Genomic DNA, 18,576 nt, shown 5'->3' on the forward strand with positions numbered 1-18,576 from the left:
TTTAAAAAAAACTACAGTTAAAAGATGAATTCTTTAGAAAAAGACTTATCTAAATCCTTAAAAAAATATTTTGGATTTAGCACCTTTAAAAAGCCACAAGAAGAAATTATTACTAGTTTACTTGAAGGTAATAATGTATTTGTTTTGATGCCTACAGGAGGAGGAAAATCCTTATGCTATCAACTACCAGCATTAATTTCTAATGGTACTGCTATTGTTGTATCTCCATTAATTGCTCTTATGAAAAACCAAGTAGATGCCATCAGAGGTATTTCTTCCAACGAAGGAGTTGCGCATGTACTTAATTCTTCTCAAAATAAAACAGAAATAAAAAAAGTTAAAGATGATATTATATCTGGAGTTACAAAACTATTATATGTAGCACCAGAATCTTTGATAAAAGAAGAATATGTTGAATTTTTAAAAAGTATTGAAATATCTTTTTTTGCTATTGATGAAGCACATTGTATCTCTGAATGGGGGCATGATTTTAGACCCGAATATAGAAATTTAAGAGCCATCATTGAAAAAATTGGTAAAGTACCAATCATTGCTTTAACAGCAACGGCAACACCTAAAGTTCAGGATGACATACAAAAAAATTTGGGTATGACTGATGCCAAAGTTTTTAAATCTTCTTTTAATCGTCCAAATTTATTTTATGAAGTAAGAAGTAAAATTAATCCTGAAAAGCAAATTATAAAATATATTAAAGAAAATCCTAACAAATCAGGAATAATTTATTGCTTAAGCAGAAAAAAAGTGGAAGAGCTAGCAGAGTTGTTAAAAATTAATGGCATAAATGCACTTCCCTATCATGCGGGATTAGAAAGTAAACTAAGAGCCTGTCATCAGGATAAATTTTTAATGGAAGAAGTAGATGTTATCTGTGCTACTATTGCCTTTGGAATGGGGATAGATAAACCTGATGTTCGATTTGTTTTCCATTATGATATTCCTAAAAGTCTGGAAAGTTATTATCAAGAAACGGGTAGAGCTGGTAGAGATGGAGGTGAGGGAAAATGTATTGCCTTTTATGATTATAAGGATATTGAAAAATTAGAAAAATTCTTAGCATCTAAATCAGTTTCTGAGAGAGAGATTGGTATGCAATTATTACAGGAAGTTGTTGGTTATGCTGAAACTTCAATGTCTAGAAGGAAATACCTTTTGCATTATTTTGGGGAAGTTTTTGATGAAGTTAACGGATTAGGTGCAAAAATGGATGATAATTCACTAAACCCTAAGCCTTTAACTGAAGTTTCCAAGGAAATTCAGCAAATGCTTTCGATTGTTGAAAAAACCAAAGAAAAACTTAAAATTAAAGATTTAGTCCATATAGCTACAGGTAAGGAAACCGCTATAATTAAATCTTATAAAATTAGTTCAGAAAATTATTTCGGTTTTGGAAAAGATAAAACAGAAAATTTTTGGAAATCTATTGTTAGACAAGCTATCGTTCATAACTTCCTAGCTAAAGACATAGAGACTTATGGCGTTTTAAAATTAACGGATTTAGGGAAAAGTTTTATATCTAATCCTACTTCTATACAAATGGCTGAAGATTGGGATTATAATCAAGAAATAGAAAATAGCAATACTATTGTACAACCCTCTGGAAACAATAATGCTATTGATAAAACTTTATTTGAAGATTTAAAAAATATTCGTAAAAAAGTTGCTAAAAAATTTAATATTCCTCCATTCGCTGTTTTTCAAGATCCAAGTTTAGAAGATATGGCTTTACAATATCCTACATCTCTAGTTGAAATGGGAAATATCTTTGGAGTTGGGGAAGGTAAAGCAAAAAAATTTGGAAAAGAATTTATTGATTATATCGCTAAATATATCGAAGATCATGATATTATTAAACCGGATGATTTAGTTATTAAACAAATTGCTAATAAATCCTCTCATAAAGTTTTTATAATTCAAAATACGGATAGAAAATTAGATTTTGAGGATATTGCTAAAGCAAAAGATCTTTCTATGAGTGAGTTACTAGACGAGATGGAAAGTATCGTTTATCAAGGAACTAAATTAAACATCAACTATTATGTAGATGAATTATTAGATGAAGATCAACAACAAGAAATCATTGATTTTTTAATGGAGTCTGAAAGTGATAAAATGTCTGTATTACTTGAAGAATTTGGAGAAGATTATTCTGATGAAGAATTACGTATTATGAGAATAAAATTTATTAGCGATGTTGCTAATTAATTAAAATTTTAAATAAAAAAGTCAATTTTAATTTCCTTCTATTTATAATATGTTAAGTTCAAATGGTTACTAATTCATTTGATGCTTTCATTAATTTAGTAGGAATTAAGTATCAATAATTTTCCTTTTTAATCATTTTTCAATAAATATTTACTTTTAATAGTAGATTTTTATTTGAACTACAAAGTCTTGTTAGGTTTAGGCAATTGTGAATAGTAATTCTTAGCTGTACTTAAAATATATCCTACATTACTTTCTAAGATATCCAAGTACATTTCATTGGAGTCTTTATTTTGTATATATAAGTGATAACATATATTGGATTTCATAAATGGAAAATAGTTATTATCTTTAACAAGTAACATAAGCAAAGTAAGAATCTCATAATCTTTTTTATCACTTTTTTTGAAACTACTTATTAGGAAAGGAATCATTTCCGTAGCATTTAATTCCCGTAATATTAATTTAAAATTAAGTCCTATATTAGGTTGTTTCAGCGAGTTTTCTTTTATAAGTTTTAGTACTTCGTTTCTATTGTTTCTAAGGAAATCAATTTCTCGTATGCTCCATATGATATCTTGATCATGATAGGGTAAATGAGCATTTATCTTATCATTCCGATCTAAAGAAGTATTTAAAATTATATTTTTATTCAAATTTTCAGGGTAAGCCATCACATACGTGAATTTCTCTTTGAATGACAACTGATTAAAATCTTCATCACTCAAAATAACTGGAACAATCTTATTTTCAGAACCATTGTTTGAAATATTCTTAATTCCAGATTTAGCAAGAAGTTTACTTATTTTTGAAAATTTATAAGTGGGTATGAAGCTTAAAGATTTATACTCAGAATATAGTGGATTAGCAATGCTTAAAGAATCTATTTGCTGTGCATTAAGTTGAAAAAATAAAATTAGTAATAGCCATAGATAATTTTTTTTCATAACATTTAGTTTATATATTTCCCTAAATATATAAAATATTTCCTTAGCAAAAAAAATAGAGGATATTTTATCCTCTATTTACTTATGAAATTAAAAATTTTATAAGAATATCTATTGTATTATTTCAAGGATAGAACTTCTTAAAATTTGCGCTTTTTTAGCTAATTCTTCCTCAGTCCATAATAAAGAGATAGGAATTGTAATTGTTCTACTTAATATGTTATCCGACTGTGTATAATCTGCATTGGCATAATTCGGTAATAACTCTTTATGTTCTTTATACAGCGGAGCTAGGGTTTTCAAAAGTTTTAAATGATCCCACTTTTTTATATAATGCCAATTATTATCAAACCAATAGGCATTGCCAATTCCTTTAGAAACCAATAATTGAGAGGCTTCCTTTGCTTTTTCTTTCGTTGGTAAAAAAATACTTAAAAATGAAGCATTGTCTCCTTTTTCATCAAGGATTCTTCTAAATTCTACCCCTTCGATATCTTTTAGAGCATCTTTAAAAACTTGTTTATTATTCCTTTGAATACTAAGAATTTTATCTAATTTTTCAAATTGTGCTAAACCCACTGCTGCATTTAATTCTGAAATTCTATAATTTAAACCTAAATAGGGATGATTCTCAGCTCCTCTATTATTACCAACATGGTCATGGCCATGATCTGTATACTGATCTGCATGGATATAATAATCATGATTATTAGTAACTACAGCTCCACCTTCTCCACAAGTAATGGTTTTAACAAAATCAAAAGAAAAACAACCTAAGTCTCCTATAGTACCTAAATATTTTCCTTTATAGGTTCCTCCAAATGCTTGGCACGCATCTTCAATTAAGAGTATATTATGTTTTTTTGCTAATTCTTTTAGTGAAGTTAAATCTGCCATCTCTCCACACATATGTACAGGCATAATTACTTTAGTTCTTGGTGAAATCGCTTTTTCAACAGATTTAGGATCCATAGTTAAAGTGTCGTCAATATCAACCAAAACAGGTATAGCTCCGACACTAAGCACAGCTTCAAAACTTGCTACAAAGGTAAAAGTTGGCAAAATTACTTCATCCCCCGCTCCAATTCCTGCAGAATTTAAAGCTGTAATTAAAGCAGTTGTTCCACTTGTTGTAAGTTGTGCATAACTTACATTCATCTTTTTTTGAATGGCTTGCTCTAATTCTTTTGCCTTCCAATGATTATTTCTTAAAGTTTCAAAATTATAACGCATTAAAATTCCACTTTCAATAACGTCATTTAGGTGTTTTTTCTCTTCTTCACCCCAAAGCTCATATCCTGGCATAATCTTATATTTTTAATATTATTTTATTGAAATGATCAACAAACAAAGATACTAAATTAGAAAATTTAATGGTTGCAGGAATTTATTTAAAATAAAACCATTAATTCATTATAAAATACATTAATATAAATTAAACTCAATTTATATAGAGATTATCAAAATTTAAATTTATTCTTGTTACATTTCTAAAGCTAGAATACAAATTTTAGATTTATTCTGGTACACTTAACCCATGGTTATTTTAAAATTTATTAAAAAACTTAATGTTTATAGGGAATTGTATGAATTAAGTTTATAATGTTTTGAGAATCAGAATTTTCACTTAATTTACCCAAAGCCATCAGTTTCATTGGGTAACTTTTACCATCGTTGTAATAAGATGGTTGATTATAATTTACCTTATCCCAAAGTGTAAAGCCTTCTCTTTCATAAAAAATAATTCTCCGTTTAGCCATTTCTTCTATGGGTAATTCTACTTCTAAAATTATAGGCTTAGAAACCTTAGATTTAATTGAATTTAAAATTTTACTGCCGTAGCCTTTGTTTCTATGTTTAGAACAAACCGCAAAATGTTCAACAAATATAAAAGTACCTAAATCCCAATAGTTAAAAAATCCTACAGGATTATTTTCACTCCATGCTAATAAAATTTGAAATTTCGGCTCATCTTTGTATACATTAAGCATTCTTTCTTTAGGTCTTCGTTCATTTTTAGGAAATGATTCTTCATAAAGATTTTCGATAAAAGTAATTTCTCTTTTATCATCCATGTTTAGTTTTTGTAATCTCATAAAAAATTTAATTTATTGATTAAAATCTAATTCTAAGGAATCATCCAATGATTCAACTTGATCTATATTATCTAATTTTTCTGTACTTTGACTATCATTTAAACTATTATTCGAATTATCATTTATAGATTCTTTCTGATCCCATTCGTTGGATAAAATTTTTGGATCATTATTATTGCCATTCCCTTCTAATCCATCCAATCTATCTTGAAAATGTTGTATTACAATTTTTTGTGCTTCAATTTCTTTTTCTAAGGATAAGTTTTGCTCTTTCAATTGTGAAATTTCTTTTTGATAATTTTGTATATCCTCTTTTAATTTAGATACTTTAGCTTCATCAATATCCGACGTCTGGGAGTTTAGAACTTCAATTCTGTTATTGGTTTGTTGAATCCCTTTTTCTAAAAATAAAATTCGATCTGTATTTCTAATTCTTTCTTTCTCTAAAGAAAGATTATAGTTTTTAGCTCCTACCAAATCTTGTTGTGTGCAGGTCAAATTCATATTATTTTTAAAATCATTAAGAACTGGTAGAGCCAAAGATTTTTCATTTAACTTATCATTAATATAAATGCCCTCTGAATCTTGAAAAGAAGTAAAAATATTCATATTTTTATCATCAACATATTCATAAACCAAAGTTCCGTTCCATAAATCTCCTTTAGGATCGAATTTTAAATTTACACCGTTTAATTTATTGATTACTCCCCCTCTAGCCTTACCTCCTTGCTTTTTAATAAAATTTTTCCAAACACTTAGTACAGTTTCTTTATTACAAACCGGTAAGCTAAAACTGAATGCTGGTACTTCTTTATTATCTTTATCGGTATATGTGATATTTTCTATATCCTGTGCTTTACCAACAACCCAAAAAAACAATACGACTATAATTGTTATTTTTACTTTCATTTGTTAATTTTTTTTAAATAATATTCAGCAATTTCCTTTCCAGAACTAATTGAATTAATCGCCCATTGAGTTTTTAAATTTATTTTTCGTTCATCAGAAATCTTCCAATCTAATTTGCTACGTTCTAACTGTTTTCTAAATTCATAAAAGCATATGCCTGCAGCAACAGAAACGTTTAAACTTTCCGTAAATCCTTTCATAGGTATTGAAAGAGAATAGTCTGCAAAATTAAATGTTTCTTTTGTCACGCCTTTAAATTCAGTACCAAAAATTAAAGCTGTGGGCTTATCTATTATAAAATCATGAATAGGGATTGCATTCTTTTCTGGAGATACTGCTACCATTTGATATCCTTTCTCCTTAATTTTAATTAATGATTCTAATCCTGAAGACATATAGTTAATATCTATCCATTTATCAGCCCCTCGAGAAACAGTAGTTTCAGGAGAAAATTCATTTCTATTCTGCAAAGCATACAAAGATTGAAACCCAAATGCTTCCATACTACGAACTATTGCAGCCGCATTTCTAAACTGATAAATATCTTCAATTACAGGCACAACAAATTCAGTTCTAAAGTTGACTAAATTCTCTATTTTTTTTAATTTATCCTCTGTTAAAAACTCTTTTAAATATTCATACAGTTCTAAATTATTTTCAATCCCTTTATACATAAGTCAAAAATAAAAATTTAAATAGACCCAAGGAAATTTATAAATATAAAAATGGTATAAGTTTTGTTTATGCTTACACCATCTAACCTCTTTATTAATTGTCTTAAATAGCTTTAAGCTACTTTTAGAGGTTAAATAGTTTTTAAAATAAACACTAAAAAAAAATATATGAATATTGATGTGATCAACAATGGTAATGTTTCCTTTATGGTTCTTACCACAGTACTTGTCTTCTTAATGATCCCAGGACTGGCTTTCTTTTATGGAGGTTTGGTTCCTAAGAAAAATTCTCTTACCATGATGATGTATACTTTCATTTCCATGGGCATTGTAACTATTTTGTGGACATTTGGTGGTTTCTCTTTAGTTTTTGGTAAGGATATAGGTGGCGTTGTTGGATCTCCTACTGAATATTTTATGTTGCATGGAGTAGATTTTAACGTTAATCCGAGATACGGTTCCTCCATTCCTTTTTTAATGTTCTTTATGTATCAACTTATGTTTGCTATAATTACCGCACCTTTAATGACTGGAGCAATAGCAAGTAGAATAACAATTATGGGATGGGTAAAAGTTCTTATTTTATGGATGATTCTTATATACTTTCCAGTAGCTCACTGGATATGGGGCGGTGGTTTTTTAAGTAAATGGGGATTTGTTGACTTTGCCGGTGGTACTGTAATACATGCAACTGCAGGTTTTAGTGCTTTGGTAGGCGTATTGTTTTTTGGAAAAAGATATTATAAAACTTCTGAAGATTACGGAAATATTAATTTAGTGATTTTAGGTGCTGCTATCCTATTATTTGGATGGTTTGGTTTTAATTCAGGAGGAGCTCTGGTAAGTGGTGAGCATGCGGCCATTGCTTTCACAAATACAGGGATTGCTGCTGGTTTTTCTACTATTGTTTGGGTTATCATATGTTATTTACGCGATAAAAAATTCTCTTTCATTGAGTTAACCACTGGAGCCGTTGCAGGTTTAGCGACCATAACTCCTTGTTCAGGATATGTTTCACCACAATCTTCTGTACTTATAGGAATTATTGCTGCCTTTGTGTGTTACGGATGTTTACAGCTTTCAATTAAATTGAAATTGGACGATGCTTTAGGCGTATGGGGGGTTCATGGCATGGGTGGTGTCACCGGTAGTATTCTAGTTGGTATTTTTGCAGCTAGTAATTTGGATGGTGTATCTGGAGGTTTTCATCAATTTATAATTCAATTGTTAGGCGTAAGCATTGTAATTGTTTATAGTTGTATTGTTTGTTGGGCTATTTTTAAAATTTGTGATCTTACAGGTTCTATACGCGTGCCTAAAGATGTTCAAGAAAAGGGTCTTGATCAAAAATATATGACAGAAATTGTTGATTTTAAATCTTCAAATTAAAACTTATTTCTAAAATTATTAAGAACTCTCTTTTTAAATTTTGAATTATCTATAAAAAAAGCTCCATAAATAATTATGGAGCTTTTAAATTTTCTTTAATTAAGTAAAATGAACATTTAAGAAATGTTCATCATTTCTGTATTTTCTGCGGAATCTTTAAACCCTAAAAAGTATAATATTCCATCTAAACCAACGGTAGATAAGGAATGATTAGCACTTTCCTTAACTTTGGGTTTGGCATGGAATGCAACTCCTAAGCCGGCAATTGAAAGCATTGGCAAATCATTAGCGCCGTCGCCTACTGCAACTGTTTGTTGTATATCGATATTTTCTAGTTTAGCAAGTAGTCGTAAATATTCAGCTTTTTTATTGCCATCGACAATATCATCCAAATAATTTCCGGTTAATTTCCCATCAATAATTTCCAATTTGTTGGCGAAAACATAATCAAATCCAAACCTTCTCTTTAAATATTCTCCAAAATAAGTAAAACCACCAGATATTATTGCTGTTTTATATCCACTTTTCTTTAAGATTTTCATTAATCTCTCTAATCCTTCGGTAATAGGTAGTTTTTCAGCAATTTCTTTCAGTACAGATTCATCTAAGCCTTTCAAAAGCTTTATTCTTCTTTTAAAACTTTCTGTAAAGTCTATTTCCCCATTCATGGCTGATTCTGTAATGGCTCTAACCTCTTCACCTACTCCTGCACGGTCTGCCAACTCATCTATAACTTCCGTTTGTATCAAAGTAGAATCCATATCAAAACAAATTAAGCGTCGCATTCTTCTATAGCCATTTTCTTCTTGTAAAGCTATATCGATATTTAATTGGGATGATAAAGCCAATAATCTATTTTGAATTTCTTTAACATCTGTAATATTTCCTCTAACGGCTAGTTCAAAACATGTTCTATCCGTTTTTTTGTTTAATGGTATTCTTTGGGTTAAACGAATGATGCGTTCAATATTTAAATTAAATTCTACTAAAATGTTAGCCACTTCAGATATTTGATTTGCTCCTAGTTCCTTTCCTAAAATATGTATAATGAATCTATTTTTTCCCTGAACTTGTACCCAATGAGTATAATCTTCAGTGGTTAAAGGTGAAAAGCGTATATTTACATTTAGGCTATTGGCTTTAAACAACATTTCTTTTAAAATATCCCCTGAACTTCCGTTTTCTGACTTAAAAATTATCGCCAATGATAATGAATGATGAATATTGGCTTGTCCTATGTCTAAAATTTCGGCATTATACTTTCCTAAAATATGAGTAAGCGCAGTTGTTATCCCAGGTTTATCAACTCCGGTTATATTAACTAAAATTATTTCTGAATTTTGCATAAATTTATTGATTCAGTAAAAATAAAAAATTTAATTTGATTTAATTTGTTTGGCTAAATTGATCATTTGCTTTGCTTCTTTAACGTCATGAACCCTTAAAACATTTGCTCCTTGAAGCAAAGCGTATAAATGCAATGCAGATGTACCTACCAGTGCTTCATCTACTGAAATATTTAAGGTTTCATAAATCATCTTTTTCCTAGAAATCCCTATGTATATAGGTAAATTAAATTTTTTTAATTGATTTAATTGATTTAGTAGCTCATAATTTTGCTCTAAAGTTTTACTAAATCCAAAACCAGGATCTAAGAATAGATTTTCTATTCCAAAATTCTTTGCTTCATTAATTTTTTCTTCAAAATATTGAACAACATTTTCAACTAAATTTTCATATTTTGTATATTGATTCATGGTTTGTGGTGTTCCTCTCATATGCATGAGTACGTAAGGTACTTTTAACCTTCCTATGGTTGGTAACATTTGAGGATCTAGGGTACCTCCAGAAACATCATTAATCATGCATACCCCTTCTTGAACGCTTTCATTGGCAACTTTACTCCAAAATGTATCTATTGATAGTTTTATTTTCGGGTATTCTTTCTTAATTATCTTTATAATTGGTATTACTCGCTTTAATTCTTCATCAGCCGTAATAAATTTTGAACCTGGACGGGTGGATTGTCCTCCAATATCTAAAAAATCTGCACCCTCTGAAATTAATTTTTCAACTTGTAATAGGGCTTTTTTTTCTGTATCATAGCAACCACCATCAAAAAAAGAATCTTCGGTTAAATTCAGTATTCCAGCAACTTTGGGCTTATTTAAATTTACTTTCTCTCCTTGTATATAATATTTCATGTATTAAAAAGTAAAAATGTTTCTTATTTAAGATATGCTTATTAATATTACTCAAAAGTAAACTATATTATACAAATTCTAGTGATGTATTTTATATAAAAGAATTTGTTATTTATTTAATTCATATTAAAATTATATAACAAATATAGATTTTTCTTTTTAACCCTTGATTCTATTAAAGTTAAGAGCTAATTTTAATTTATTTTCTTTATAAATCTTTAATAATTTTATTAATATAATTTGAAATTTAATATCTTATTAGATTTATATTAAATAAAATCGAAAGTTCAAGTATTTAACTTTAGAATGTTTAATATTAAGACTAAAATTTAGTTTATATATTTAATACTAAACTTAAGATAAATAAAAAGGCTATTAGAAATTAATAGCCTTTTTATAAATTTTAGATTGTATTATGATTCGCAACTGCTACAACTAACCAGATTTAATACTAATTCTTTAGCTACACTTTGACTTCTTTGATAATATAAAGTTTTAATCCCTAATTTCCATGCTTCAATAATAAGTCGATTAACGTCTTTTACAGGTAAATCTGACGGTATATTCAAGTTCAAGGATTGAGATTGATCCACATACTTTTGTCTGATAGCTGCTTGCTGTACTATTTCTAGCTGGCTAATTTCTTTAAATGTTTTAAATACTTGTTTTTCTTCATATGTAAGTTCGCTTAAATGCTGAACGCTACCTCCGTTAAGCATTATACTTCGCCAAGTATCTTCGTTATTAATTCCTTTTTCCGTCAATAACTCATCCAGGTATTTATTTTTTCTCATAAAGTTCCCTTTGGATAATCCTGCTTTATAGTAATTTGAACTGAAAGGTTCAATTCCTGGCGAGGTTTGGCCTAAAATTGCTGAGGATGAGGTGGTCGGTGCTATTGCCATCAAAGTTGTATTTCTACGACCATAACCTTTTAACAATTCTGGCTCTCCATATATCCTAGCTAAATCTTCGGTAGCTTTATTGGATTTATCGTGTATATGTTTAAATATTTCTACTGTTTTTTGTTTGGCTTGAATACCTTCAAAAGGAATTCGATTTCTTTGTAAATAAGAATGCCAACCTAAAACTCCTAGGCCTAAAGCTCTGTGTCTTTTCGCAAAATTGTGTGCAGCGGTTAAATAATAATTTCCTTCAGTTTTAGCTATAAATTCTTGTAAAACTGCATCTAAAAAGAAAATGGCTAATTTTACAGCTTCAGTATCTTTCCATTCTTCATATAATTCTAAATTCATTGAAGACAAACAACATATAAAAGACTCTTCTTCTGTTGATGGTAGCATAATCTCTGAGCATAGATTGGAGGATTTAATGATTAATCCTTTATCTTTATAAACTTGTGGTTTATTTTTATTTATATTGTCTGAAAAGAATATATATGGTAACCCTTTTTGTTGTCGGCTTTCCAATACTTTTGCCCAAACTTTTCTTTTACTAATATCACCATCAATCATTTCTTGCATCCAATAATCGGGAACGCAAACTCCATAAAATAAATTTTGGATTGGGTTTCCTATATCTTTAATGGTTAGAAATTCTTCAATGTCTGGATGATCTATATCTAAATAGGCAGCAAATGCTCCTCTTCTAACTCCTCCTTGAGATATGGTATCCATAGCAGTGTCAAACAATTTCATAAAGCTTACCGCCCCACTACTCTTTCCGTTGTCTGATACGGCAGAACCTCTTTCTCTAAGTTCGCCAAAATAGCCAGAGGTTCCCCCTCCTATTTTGGTCTGCATAATTACTTCACCTAATTTATGAGTGATCCCTTCAATACTATCAGTAATATGAACATTGAAACAAGAAATTGGTAAACCTCTTTCCGTTCCCATATTTGCCCAAATGGGTGAACTAAGGCTCATCCAGCCTCTTTCAATTAATTCTTGAAAAGGTTGTTTTAATTCAGGCTTATATAATCTTTGTGAAGCCGCCGTAGTAATTCTATCGATGGCTCCTTCTACAGTTTCTCCTTTTAATAAATATCCTCTATTTAAAATTTGTTCGCTCTCGGAATTTTTCCACCAAAGTTTTTCGTTCATTTTTTTTTATTTAATCGTTGCTTTTCAATAAAATTTTAGTTTTAAAAAAAAATTATTTTCTTAAACAATTATTGAATTTTATATATTGAGTAATCGCTTTGAATTTTATTGATCTACAAAATAAATATATATTAAAAATTAAGAAAATGTTATTTAAAATAAATCATTTTCAGTTATACTCTTATCATGCTTAGTATATTCAGTAGGTCTTTTAGCAAAAAAGTCGTCTAAACTATTCGCAAAAACTTCTTCTTCAAACCAAGCCATGGGTTTGTATTGTTCTGCTGATATATAATAAAGTTGCTCTATTCCTATTTGTTTTAAACTTTCATCAACTCTAAACTTCATAAAATTGATAAGATTTTCTTTACTGATAGTTTCTATACTACCCAGCTCAAAAATCCATTCTAAGATTTTTCCCTCAACTTTAATAGAGTGATTAACAATCTTTCTAATCGATTCAATTGTATCTGTATCAAAAAAATCAGGATATTCTTCTTTAATCTTATTTACTAAATATATTCCTGCATTGGCATGGATTTGTTCATCTACAGAGGTCCAACCTATAATATTGCTTACATTTTTCATTAAACCTTTAAAACGGGTAAATGAAAGAATAATGGCAAATTGACTAAACAATGAAACATTTTCTATTAAAATGGAAAATAATATCAGTGAAACGACATACTTTTTATTATCTTCAGATTTTGCATCTTTTAACGCCTCATCTAAGTATTCAATTCGTTCTCTAATTACTGGAATATCTAATAGTTTCTCGAATTGATTGTTGTAACCTAAAACTTCTAATAAACGTGAATAAGCTTCTGAGTGTCTAAATTCACATTCCGCAAATGTACTACCTAAACCATTAAATTCAGGCTTTGGAAAATGTTGATATAAATTTCCCCAAAAACTTTTTACGGCAACTTCAATTTGCGCAATGGCTAATAAACTATTTTTTATTGCATTTCTCTCTTTTTCGTCTAAATGAGAGTGAAAATCTTGAACATCTGCAGTGAAATCAACTTCAGAGTGAACCCAAAATGCTTTGTTTATAGCATCTGTAAATTGTAAAATTTCAGGATATTCAAATGGTTTATAGTTTATTCTTCTATCAAATACTGACATGGCTTTTTAGGTTTTATTTTTTTTTATGCTAACGTTATTATAGTAAAATTGTAAACTTTATTTAATTTTTAAAATTTCTTTTATAAATTTTCTTTATTACATTTTATGATCCTCCTTAGTTTGAATGAATTAACCTTATAATCCATTCAAAAATTTGAATAACTAAAATTAGAATATAAATTAAGGTTAGTCAACCTTCTACTAGAAAAGATATTAAGAAGTTATAAACAAACCAATTAAAGCATTGATTTAAAGCTAATTAATTAAAATAACCCTTGATCTAAAATTTATATCTAATTACGTGAATCTACGCCCCATTGCAACTTATCTCGAAGATTTTGATAGTACGAATAATCCTTATAATTAACTATATTAATTTTAAAATTAGCTTTAGAAATTAATATTTCATCTTCAATATTCATTTTATAATATCTAGAGTCTAAGGACATGAAATAGATATCTGAGCGTGAGTTGACTTTAAGTTTAATTTGTATATTATCCTGTAAAATTAGTGGACGTACATTTAAATTGTGGGGTGCAATGGGTGTTAAAACTACAATTTCAGCTTTAGGATAAATAATTGGTCCTCCACAACTTAATGAATATCCGGTGGAACCTGTAGGAGTTGAAACTATTAAACCATCTGCCCAAAATGTATTTAAGAATACTTCATTGACGTAAGCGTCAATATTTATCATTGAGGTTGTTTCATTTCTAATTACTGCTATTTCATTAATCGCATAAGAATTTACATTTCCGGATAGGCTTTTGATTTCTAATACGGAACGTTCGCTTATTTCGTAATTTCCCTCTAAAATTCTTGGCAATTCTCTTAAAACTTCAGTTTTCTGCAAGGTTGCTAAAAACCCTAGCCGACCGGTATTTACACCTACTATAGGAATTTTTAAATCTTTTATAATTGAAATAGTTGAAAGAATAGTCCCATCTCCCCCAAAAGTAAATAATAGTTGAAGATCTTTGGGCAATTTTTTTCTTTTGGAAAGGGTTTGAAAATTAGGGTTTTCATAACCTAAAATTTTTTGTAATTCTTGTTTATACAATTCATAAATGTAAACTTCAATCCCTCTAGTCTCAAGTTCATTAAAAAAAGTTTTTAATAAATCCTTATCTTCTTCTTTAACCACTTGTCCATAAATACCTACTTTCATAAATGTTAATTTTCTATACTTCCATAAATTTTTGAAGTTGATTGTAACGATCTTTTAATAATTCTTTTTTTATATCTTCAAAATATCTATTGGTAATTATATAGCCGAATCGTTCAAATGTATCTCCTATTGAACTTATATTTTCGGCTTTTATTTTTAATAATATTTGTGTGGTTTCAAGATCAGTTTTTACAACAGTCAATCCTAAAATTTGTCCATTATTACTTTCAACAATATTTGATATTTCACTTATTGAATATTTTTTTATTGGAGTTGTAATACCTATAAACCAACCGTAATCAGAAATAAATGGTAATGATGAAAATTCATCAATTATAGTTTCTTCTAAAACTACTCCTAAATACTCTTCTTTATCATTCAAGATTGGAAGAACATTGGTTTCATTATCACTAAAAGATTTTAATGAATCGAATATAAGAACGGTATTATGTAAATAAAAATCTTCCAGTTCAACTATATATTTATCAATAGTATCCTCAGGATTTATTTTACTGACTAATGATGCATTTAAATTCCCTAATAATTTACCTTCATTTACAACTGGCAAATGATTGACCTGCTGTTCAAACATTAAGCTTTTAGCTTTCTCAATTGAGCTTTTAAGGTTTATAGTTTGAAAATTTTTAGAAATATATTCTGTAATTATCATCTGGCTAATTTATAATAAGAATTAAAAGAATGCAAAAATCTTTAATTAACAAATTTACTTTATAATTTAATATGGTTTAAAACGGTATAAATTACTTAATAAAACTCCGAAAGTCCAGTATTTCATATATTTTGTTCTAAATTTTTTAAATTATTTAAGTTTTAACCAAATCTGTAAATTAATAAGGAAAATTATATTTATTCTATCTTTGAAATTAATTTAAGTTTAATTATCTAATTCTATATTTAATCAGTGTCCGGACTCTACCTTCATATCCCTTTTTGTAAAAAAAAATGTAGTTACTGCAATTTTCATTTTTCTACGCAACTTCAATTAAAATCAAAATTAATTGAAATGATGGGTAATGAATTGGAATTAAGAAAAAATGAAATGCAAACTCCTATAAAAACCATTTATTTTGGAGGAGGCACTCCTTCTTTATTAAATGAAGATGAAATTTTGTTTTTATTTCATAAAATCTATAGTTTTTATAATACTTCTGAGTTGATAGAAGTTACTTTGGAATGCAATCCTAATGATCTTTCCTATGATTTTCTTAATTTCTTAAAGAAAGAAACGCCAGTCAATCGATTGAGCATAGGAATACAATCTTTTTTTGATGTGGATTTAAAATTTATGAATCGCTCTCACCATTCAATGCAGGGAGAAGAATGTATAAAGATGGCTCAAGAAGTGGGTTTTAAAAATATTACCATTGATTTAATTTATGGTGGAGAAACAACATCAGATGAACAGTGGATAAAAAATTTAGAAAAAGCTATATCTCTGGGAGTTCCTCATATTTCTGCTTATGCGTTAACTGTTGAGCCTAAAACTGCTTTAGAAAATAATATAAGAAAAGGTAAATTACCTCCTGCGGATGAAGATAAACAAGCCAAACAATTCCATATTCTAAGAAATCTATTATCTAAAAAAGATTTTATTCAATATGAATTTTCCAATTTTGGGAAACAGGGATTCTTTTCAAAGCATAATATTTCGTATTGGGAAAATTTGCCCTACTTAGGCATTGGACCCTCTGCACATTCTTACAACGGAAAAGATAAAAGATGCTGGAACATTTCTAATAATGTTAAATATATTAACGCCTTAGAAAAAAATAAACTTCCTTTAGAGATTGAAAATATTAGTGATAAGGATCGGTTTAATGAAACTATTATGCTAGGATTAAGAACCTATCAAGGAATTAGTTTAAAAATTTTAAATGAAAATTTTTCTTCCTCATTTTTAGCAATTTTTAATAATGAAGCACAAAAATTAATTAACGACAAAAAATTAATCTGCAAAGATAACTACCTTACTGTAAACCCTGAATACTTGTTTTTAACAGATGGCATAATCTCACAATTATTTTTGATTGATTAATTGTTTATAATCTTATACTTTTGCAGAGATGAAAGATGATAACCGACCGATTGGAATTTTTGACTCTGGTGTAGGTGGTCTTACCACGGCTAAAGAAATTCAACGTTTATTACCAAAGGAAAATTTAATTTACTTTGGAGATTCTAAGCATTTGCCCTATGGGGATAAATCCAAAGAGGTTATAATTGAATATTCAACACAAATTACTCGTTTTTTACTTAGTAAGAATTGTAAAGCTATTGTAATTGCTTGCAATACCGCTACGGCCAATGCTTTACAAGAAGTAAGAAAATTAGCCTCAGAAAAAAATGTGCGGGTCTATGATGTTATTTCTCCAGTTGCTGAAAAAGTAGCTTTTACATTTAATCAAAATGTTGGGGTTATTGCAACTAAATCTACTATAAGTTCTCATATATATAAGAAATATATTAGAAAAAACAACAAGCATATTGCAGTGCACGAGCTTGCCACGCCTTTACTGGTTCCTGTTATTGAAGAAGGTTTTACCAACCATCAAATATCTGAAGTTATTCTTAAAACTTATTTAAATAATAAAAAGCTTAGCAATATTGATTCCTTAATTTTGGGTTGCACCCATTACCCAATTATTTTAAATGAGGTTAAAAACTTCTATCAAAATAAAATTCAAGTGATAGATTCTCCTTTAATTGTTGCCAGCCATATACAGCAAGATTTAGAGAAAAGGAAAATTCTTTCTAATTCTTCCAATTCTACGTATGAATTTTATGTATCGGATTTAACTCCCACATTCTCTAAATTAGCAAAAAAGTTTTTTGGAGCTAAAATTCATTTAAAAGTTGAAAATATTTTTTAACTATTATTGAAAGACAATTTTTATTTGTGTACCTATAGAAAGTCCCATTAAGGAACTTGCACCACCCACAGTTTTTAAATTGCTTTTATACATAGAAATTTGCAAATACTCTGAGGAATTAAATATAGCTAAGGCTTTTCCGTGATATTTATTCTCATCAGGATCATCGCCCAATACATCCGTATATTTAGTTTTAATTTCTGTAAATTCAACATTCCTAATTGAAATAACGAAGTCTCTTTTTTTACCAAATTGGTAAAATCTTTCTTTTTTAATATTGGTAACTGCATTTCCATAGTTATCAATATAAATAATCATTCCGATTAAAGAATTTTCATCTGCTTTCTCTAAAGGCTTATACTCTGTGAGAACTCTATAGTCTGATGTTTTTCTGCCTATCAATTCTAACTTTCCTCCTCTTGCTAAATGGCAAGCTACAGGAATAAACAAATCTTTTAATAAATAATTAATATCCTCGTATGGATTTATGGTAATTTCATACATTTCATGGATTACTCCTCCTTCAGTTATTAAAGATAAAATTCCGTTATCGTTGCAAATAAAGTAATGTCCATGAATTTCAGCAGCCATTGATTTTACATGCGGAGATGACAAAGCATCTACACCTATAATATGCACGGTTCCTCTTGGAAAACTTTGATAGGAGTTCCTCACAACGAAAGCAGTTTCTAGCAAATCAAATGGCATGATCTCATGAGATATATCAACAATAACCACTTCAGGCAACTGACTATATATACAACCTTTTAGGGCTGGAACATGAAAATCGTTCAATCCAAAATCCGTAGTTAGAGTTATTATCGGCATAATTTTATCTCAGAAACAAAGTTATTGCTTATTTTTGTTTTTGTAAAATTAAAAC

General features: G+C 28.8%; 16 protein-coding genes. 4 read left to right on the forward strand and 12 right to left on the reverse strand.

Annotated features, from left to right (window positions below; translation table 11 throughout):
- Nucleotides 1–24: 24 nt before the first annotated feature.
- Nucleotides 25–2,223: a DNA helicase RecQ gene (recQ, locus tag ETU08_RS10990; RefSeq protein WP_146263073.1), complete on the forward strand. Its 2,199-nt coding sequence runs from the start codon at nucleotides 25–27 to the stop codon at nucleotides 2,221–2,223.
- Nucleotides 2,224–2,402: 179 nt separating this feature from the next.
- Here the strand turns inward: recQ and ETU08_RS10995 are convergent, their stop codons facing one another.
- The 5 genes from ETU08_RS10995 to ETU08_RS11015 form a co-directional block, all read right to left on the reverse strand.
- On the reverse strand, nucleotides 2,403–3,170 hold the full coding sequence (locus ETU08_RS10995; RefSeq protein ID WP_146263074.1) for a hypothetical protein: 768 nt from the start codon (nucleotides 3,168–3,170) through the stop codon (nucleotides 2,403–2,405).
- A gap of 111 nt (nucleotides 3,171–3,281) precedes the next feature.
- On the reverse strand, nucleotides 3,282–4,475 hold the full coding sequence (locus ETU08_RS11000) for a DegT/DnrJ/EryC1/StrS family aminotransferase (RefSeq protein WP_146263075.1): 1,194 nt from the start codon (nucleotides 4,473–4,475) through the stop codon (nucleotides 3,282–3,284).
- A 260-nt stretch (nucleotides 4,476–4,735) separates the two neighbouring features.
- Complete coding sequence (locus ETU08_RS11005; RefSeq protein ID WP_146263076.1) at nucleotides 4,736–5,266, reverse strand: GNAT family N-acetyltransferase; 531 nt, start codon at nucleotides 5,264–5,266, stop codon at nucleotides 4,736–4,738.
- A gap of 12 nt (nucleotides 5,267–5,278) precedes the next feature.
- The gene (locus ETU08_RS11010) at nucleotides 5,279–6,175 is read right to left on the reverse strand and encodes a hypothetical protein (protein WP_146263077.1); all 897 of its coding nucleotides are present in this window, start codon (nucleotides 6,173–6,175) and stop codon (nucleotides 5,279–5,281) included.
- Nucleotides 6,172–6,849 (reverse strand): TrmH family RNA methyltransferase, encoded by a 678-nt coding sequence (locus tag ETU08_RS11015; protein WP_146263078.1) that lies wholly within the window; start codon nucleotides 6,847–6,849, stop codon nucleotides 6,172–6,174. The genes ETU08_RS11010 and ETU08_RS11015 overlap by 4 nt, the downstream gene beginning before the upstream one ends.
- Nucleotides 6,850–7,017: 168 nt before the next feature.
- On the opposite strand from ETU08_RS11015, the gene ETU08_RS11020 reads away from it, so the two are divergent.
- Nucleotides 7,018–8,238, forward strand: a complete 1,221-nt coding sequence (locus ETU08_RS11020) for an ammonium transporter (RefSeq protein ID WP_146263079.1) — start codon at nucleotides 7,018–7,020, stop codon at nucleotides 8,236–8,238.
- Nucleotides 8,239–8,354: 116 nt separating this feature from the next.
- Here the strand turns inward: ETU08_RS11020 and serB are convergent, their stop codons facing one another.
- The 6 genes from serB to ETU08_RS11050 form a co-directional block, all read right to left on the reverse strand.
- Nucleotides 8,355–9,584, reverse strand: coding sequence for a phosphoserine phosphatase SerB (gene serB, locus ETU08_RS11025; RefSeq protein WP_146263080.1), 1,230 nt, complete (start codon nucleotides 9,582–9,584; stop codon nucleotides 8,355–8,357).
- A 30-nt stretch (nucleotides 9,585–9,614) separates the two neighbouring features.
- Entirely contained in the window at nucleotides 9,615–10,442 is an 828-nt protein-coding gene (gene folP / locus ETU08_RS11030; protein WP_146263081.1) for a dihydropteroate synthase, read from the reverse strand.
- 413 nt (nucleotides 10,443–10,855) lie between these two features.
- Complete coding sequence (locus ETU08_RS11035) at nucleotides 10,856–12,505, reverse strand: ribonucleoside-diphosphate reductase subunit alpha (protein ID WP_146263082.1); 1,650 nt, start codon at nucleotides 12,503–12,505, stop codon at nucleotides 10,856–10,858.
- A gap of 153 nt (nucleotides 12,506–12,658) precedes the next feature.
- Nucleotides 12,659–13,633: a ribonucleotide-diphosphate reductase subunit beta gene (locus ETU08_RS11040; RefSeq protein WP_146263083.1), complete on the reverse strand. Its 975-nt coding sequence runs from the start codon at nucleotides 13,631–13,633 to the stop codon at nucleotides 12,659–12,661.
- A gap of 293 nt (nucleotides 13,634–13,926) precedes the next feature.
- Entirely contained in the window at nucleotides 13,927–14,802 is an 876-nt protein-coding gene (locus ETU08_RS11045) for an NAD kinase (RefSeq protein ID WP_146263084.1), read from the reverse strand.
- A 13-nt stretch (nucleotides 14,803–14,815) separates the two neighbouring features.
- Nucleotides 14,816–15,472, reverse strand: coding sequence for a CBS domain-containing protein (locus ETU08_RS11050; RefSeq protein ID WP_146263085.1), 657 nt, complete (start codon nucleotides 15,470–15,472; stop codon nucleotides 14,816–14,818).
- Nucleotides 15,473–15,724: 252 nt separating this feature from the next.
- Between ETU08_RS11050 and hemW the strand changes: the two genes are divergently transcribed.
- Nucleotides 15,725–16,858: a radical SAM family heme chaperone HemW gene (gene hemW / locus ETU08_RS11055; RefSeq protein WP_146263086.1), complete on the forward strand. Its 1,134-nt coding sequence runs from the start codon at nucleotides 15,725–15,727 to the stop codon at nucleotides 16,856–16,858.
- Nucleotides 16,859–16,886: 28 nt separating this feature from the next.
- Nucleotides 16,887–17,693, forward strand: coding sequence for a glutamate racemase (murI, locus tag ETU08_RS11060; RefSeq protein ID WP_146263087.1), 807 nt, complete (start codon nucleotides 16,887–16,889; stop codon nucleotides 17,691–17,693).
- A gap of 3 nt (nucleotides 17,694–17,696) precedes the next feature.
- On the opposite strand, the gene ETU08_RS11065 is transcribed toward murI, so the two are convergent.
- On the reverse strand, nucleotides 17,697–18,521 hold the full coding sequence (locus ETU08_RS11065; protein WP_146263088.1) for an SAM hydrolase/SAM-dependent halogenase family protein: 825 nt from the start codon (nucleotides 18,519–18,521) through the stop codon (nucleotides 17,697–17,699).
- Between the last annotated feature and the right edge of the window lie 55 nt (nucleotides 18,522–18,576).

Source organism: Apibacter muscae, assembly GCF_007845635.1.
Classification (GTDB): Bacteria; Bacteroidota; Bacteroidia; order Flavobacteriales; family Weeksellaceae; genus Apibacter; species Apibacter muscae.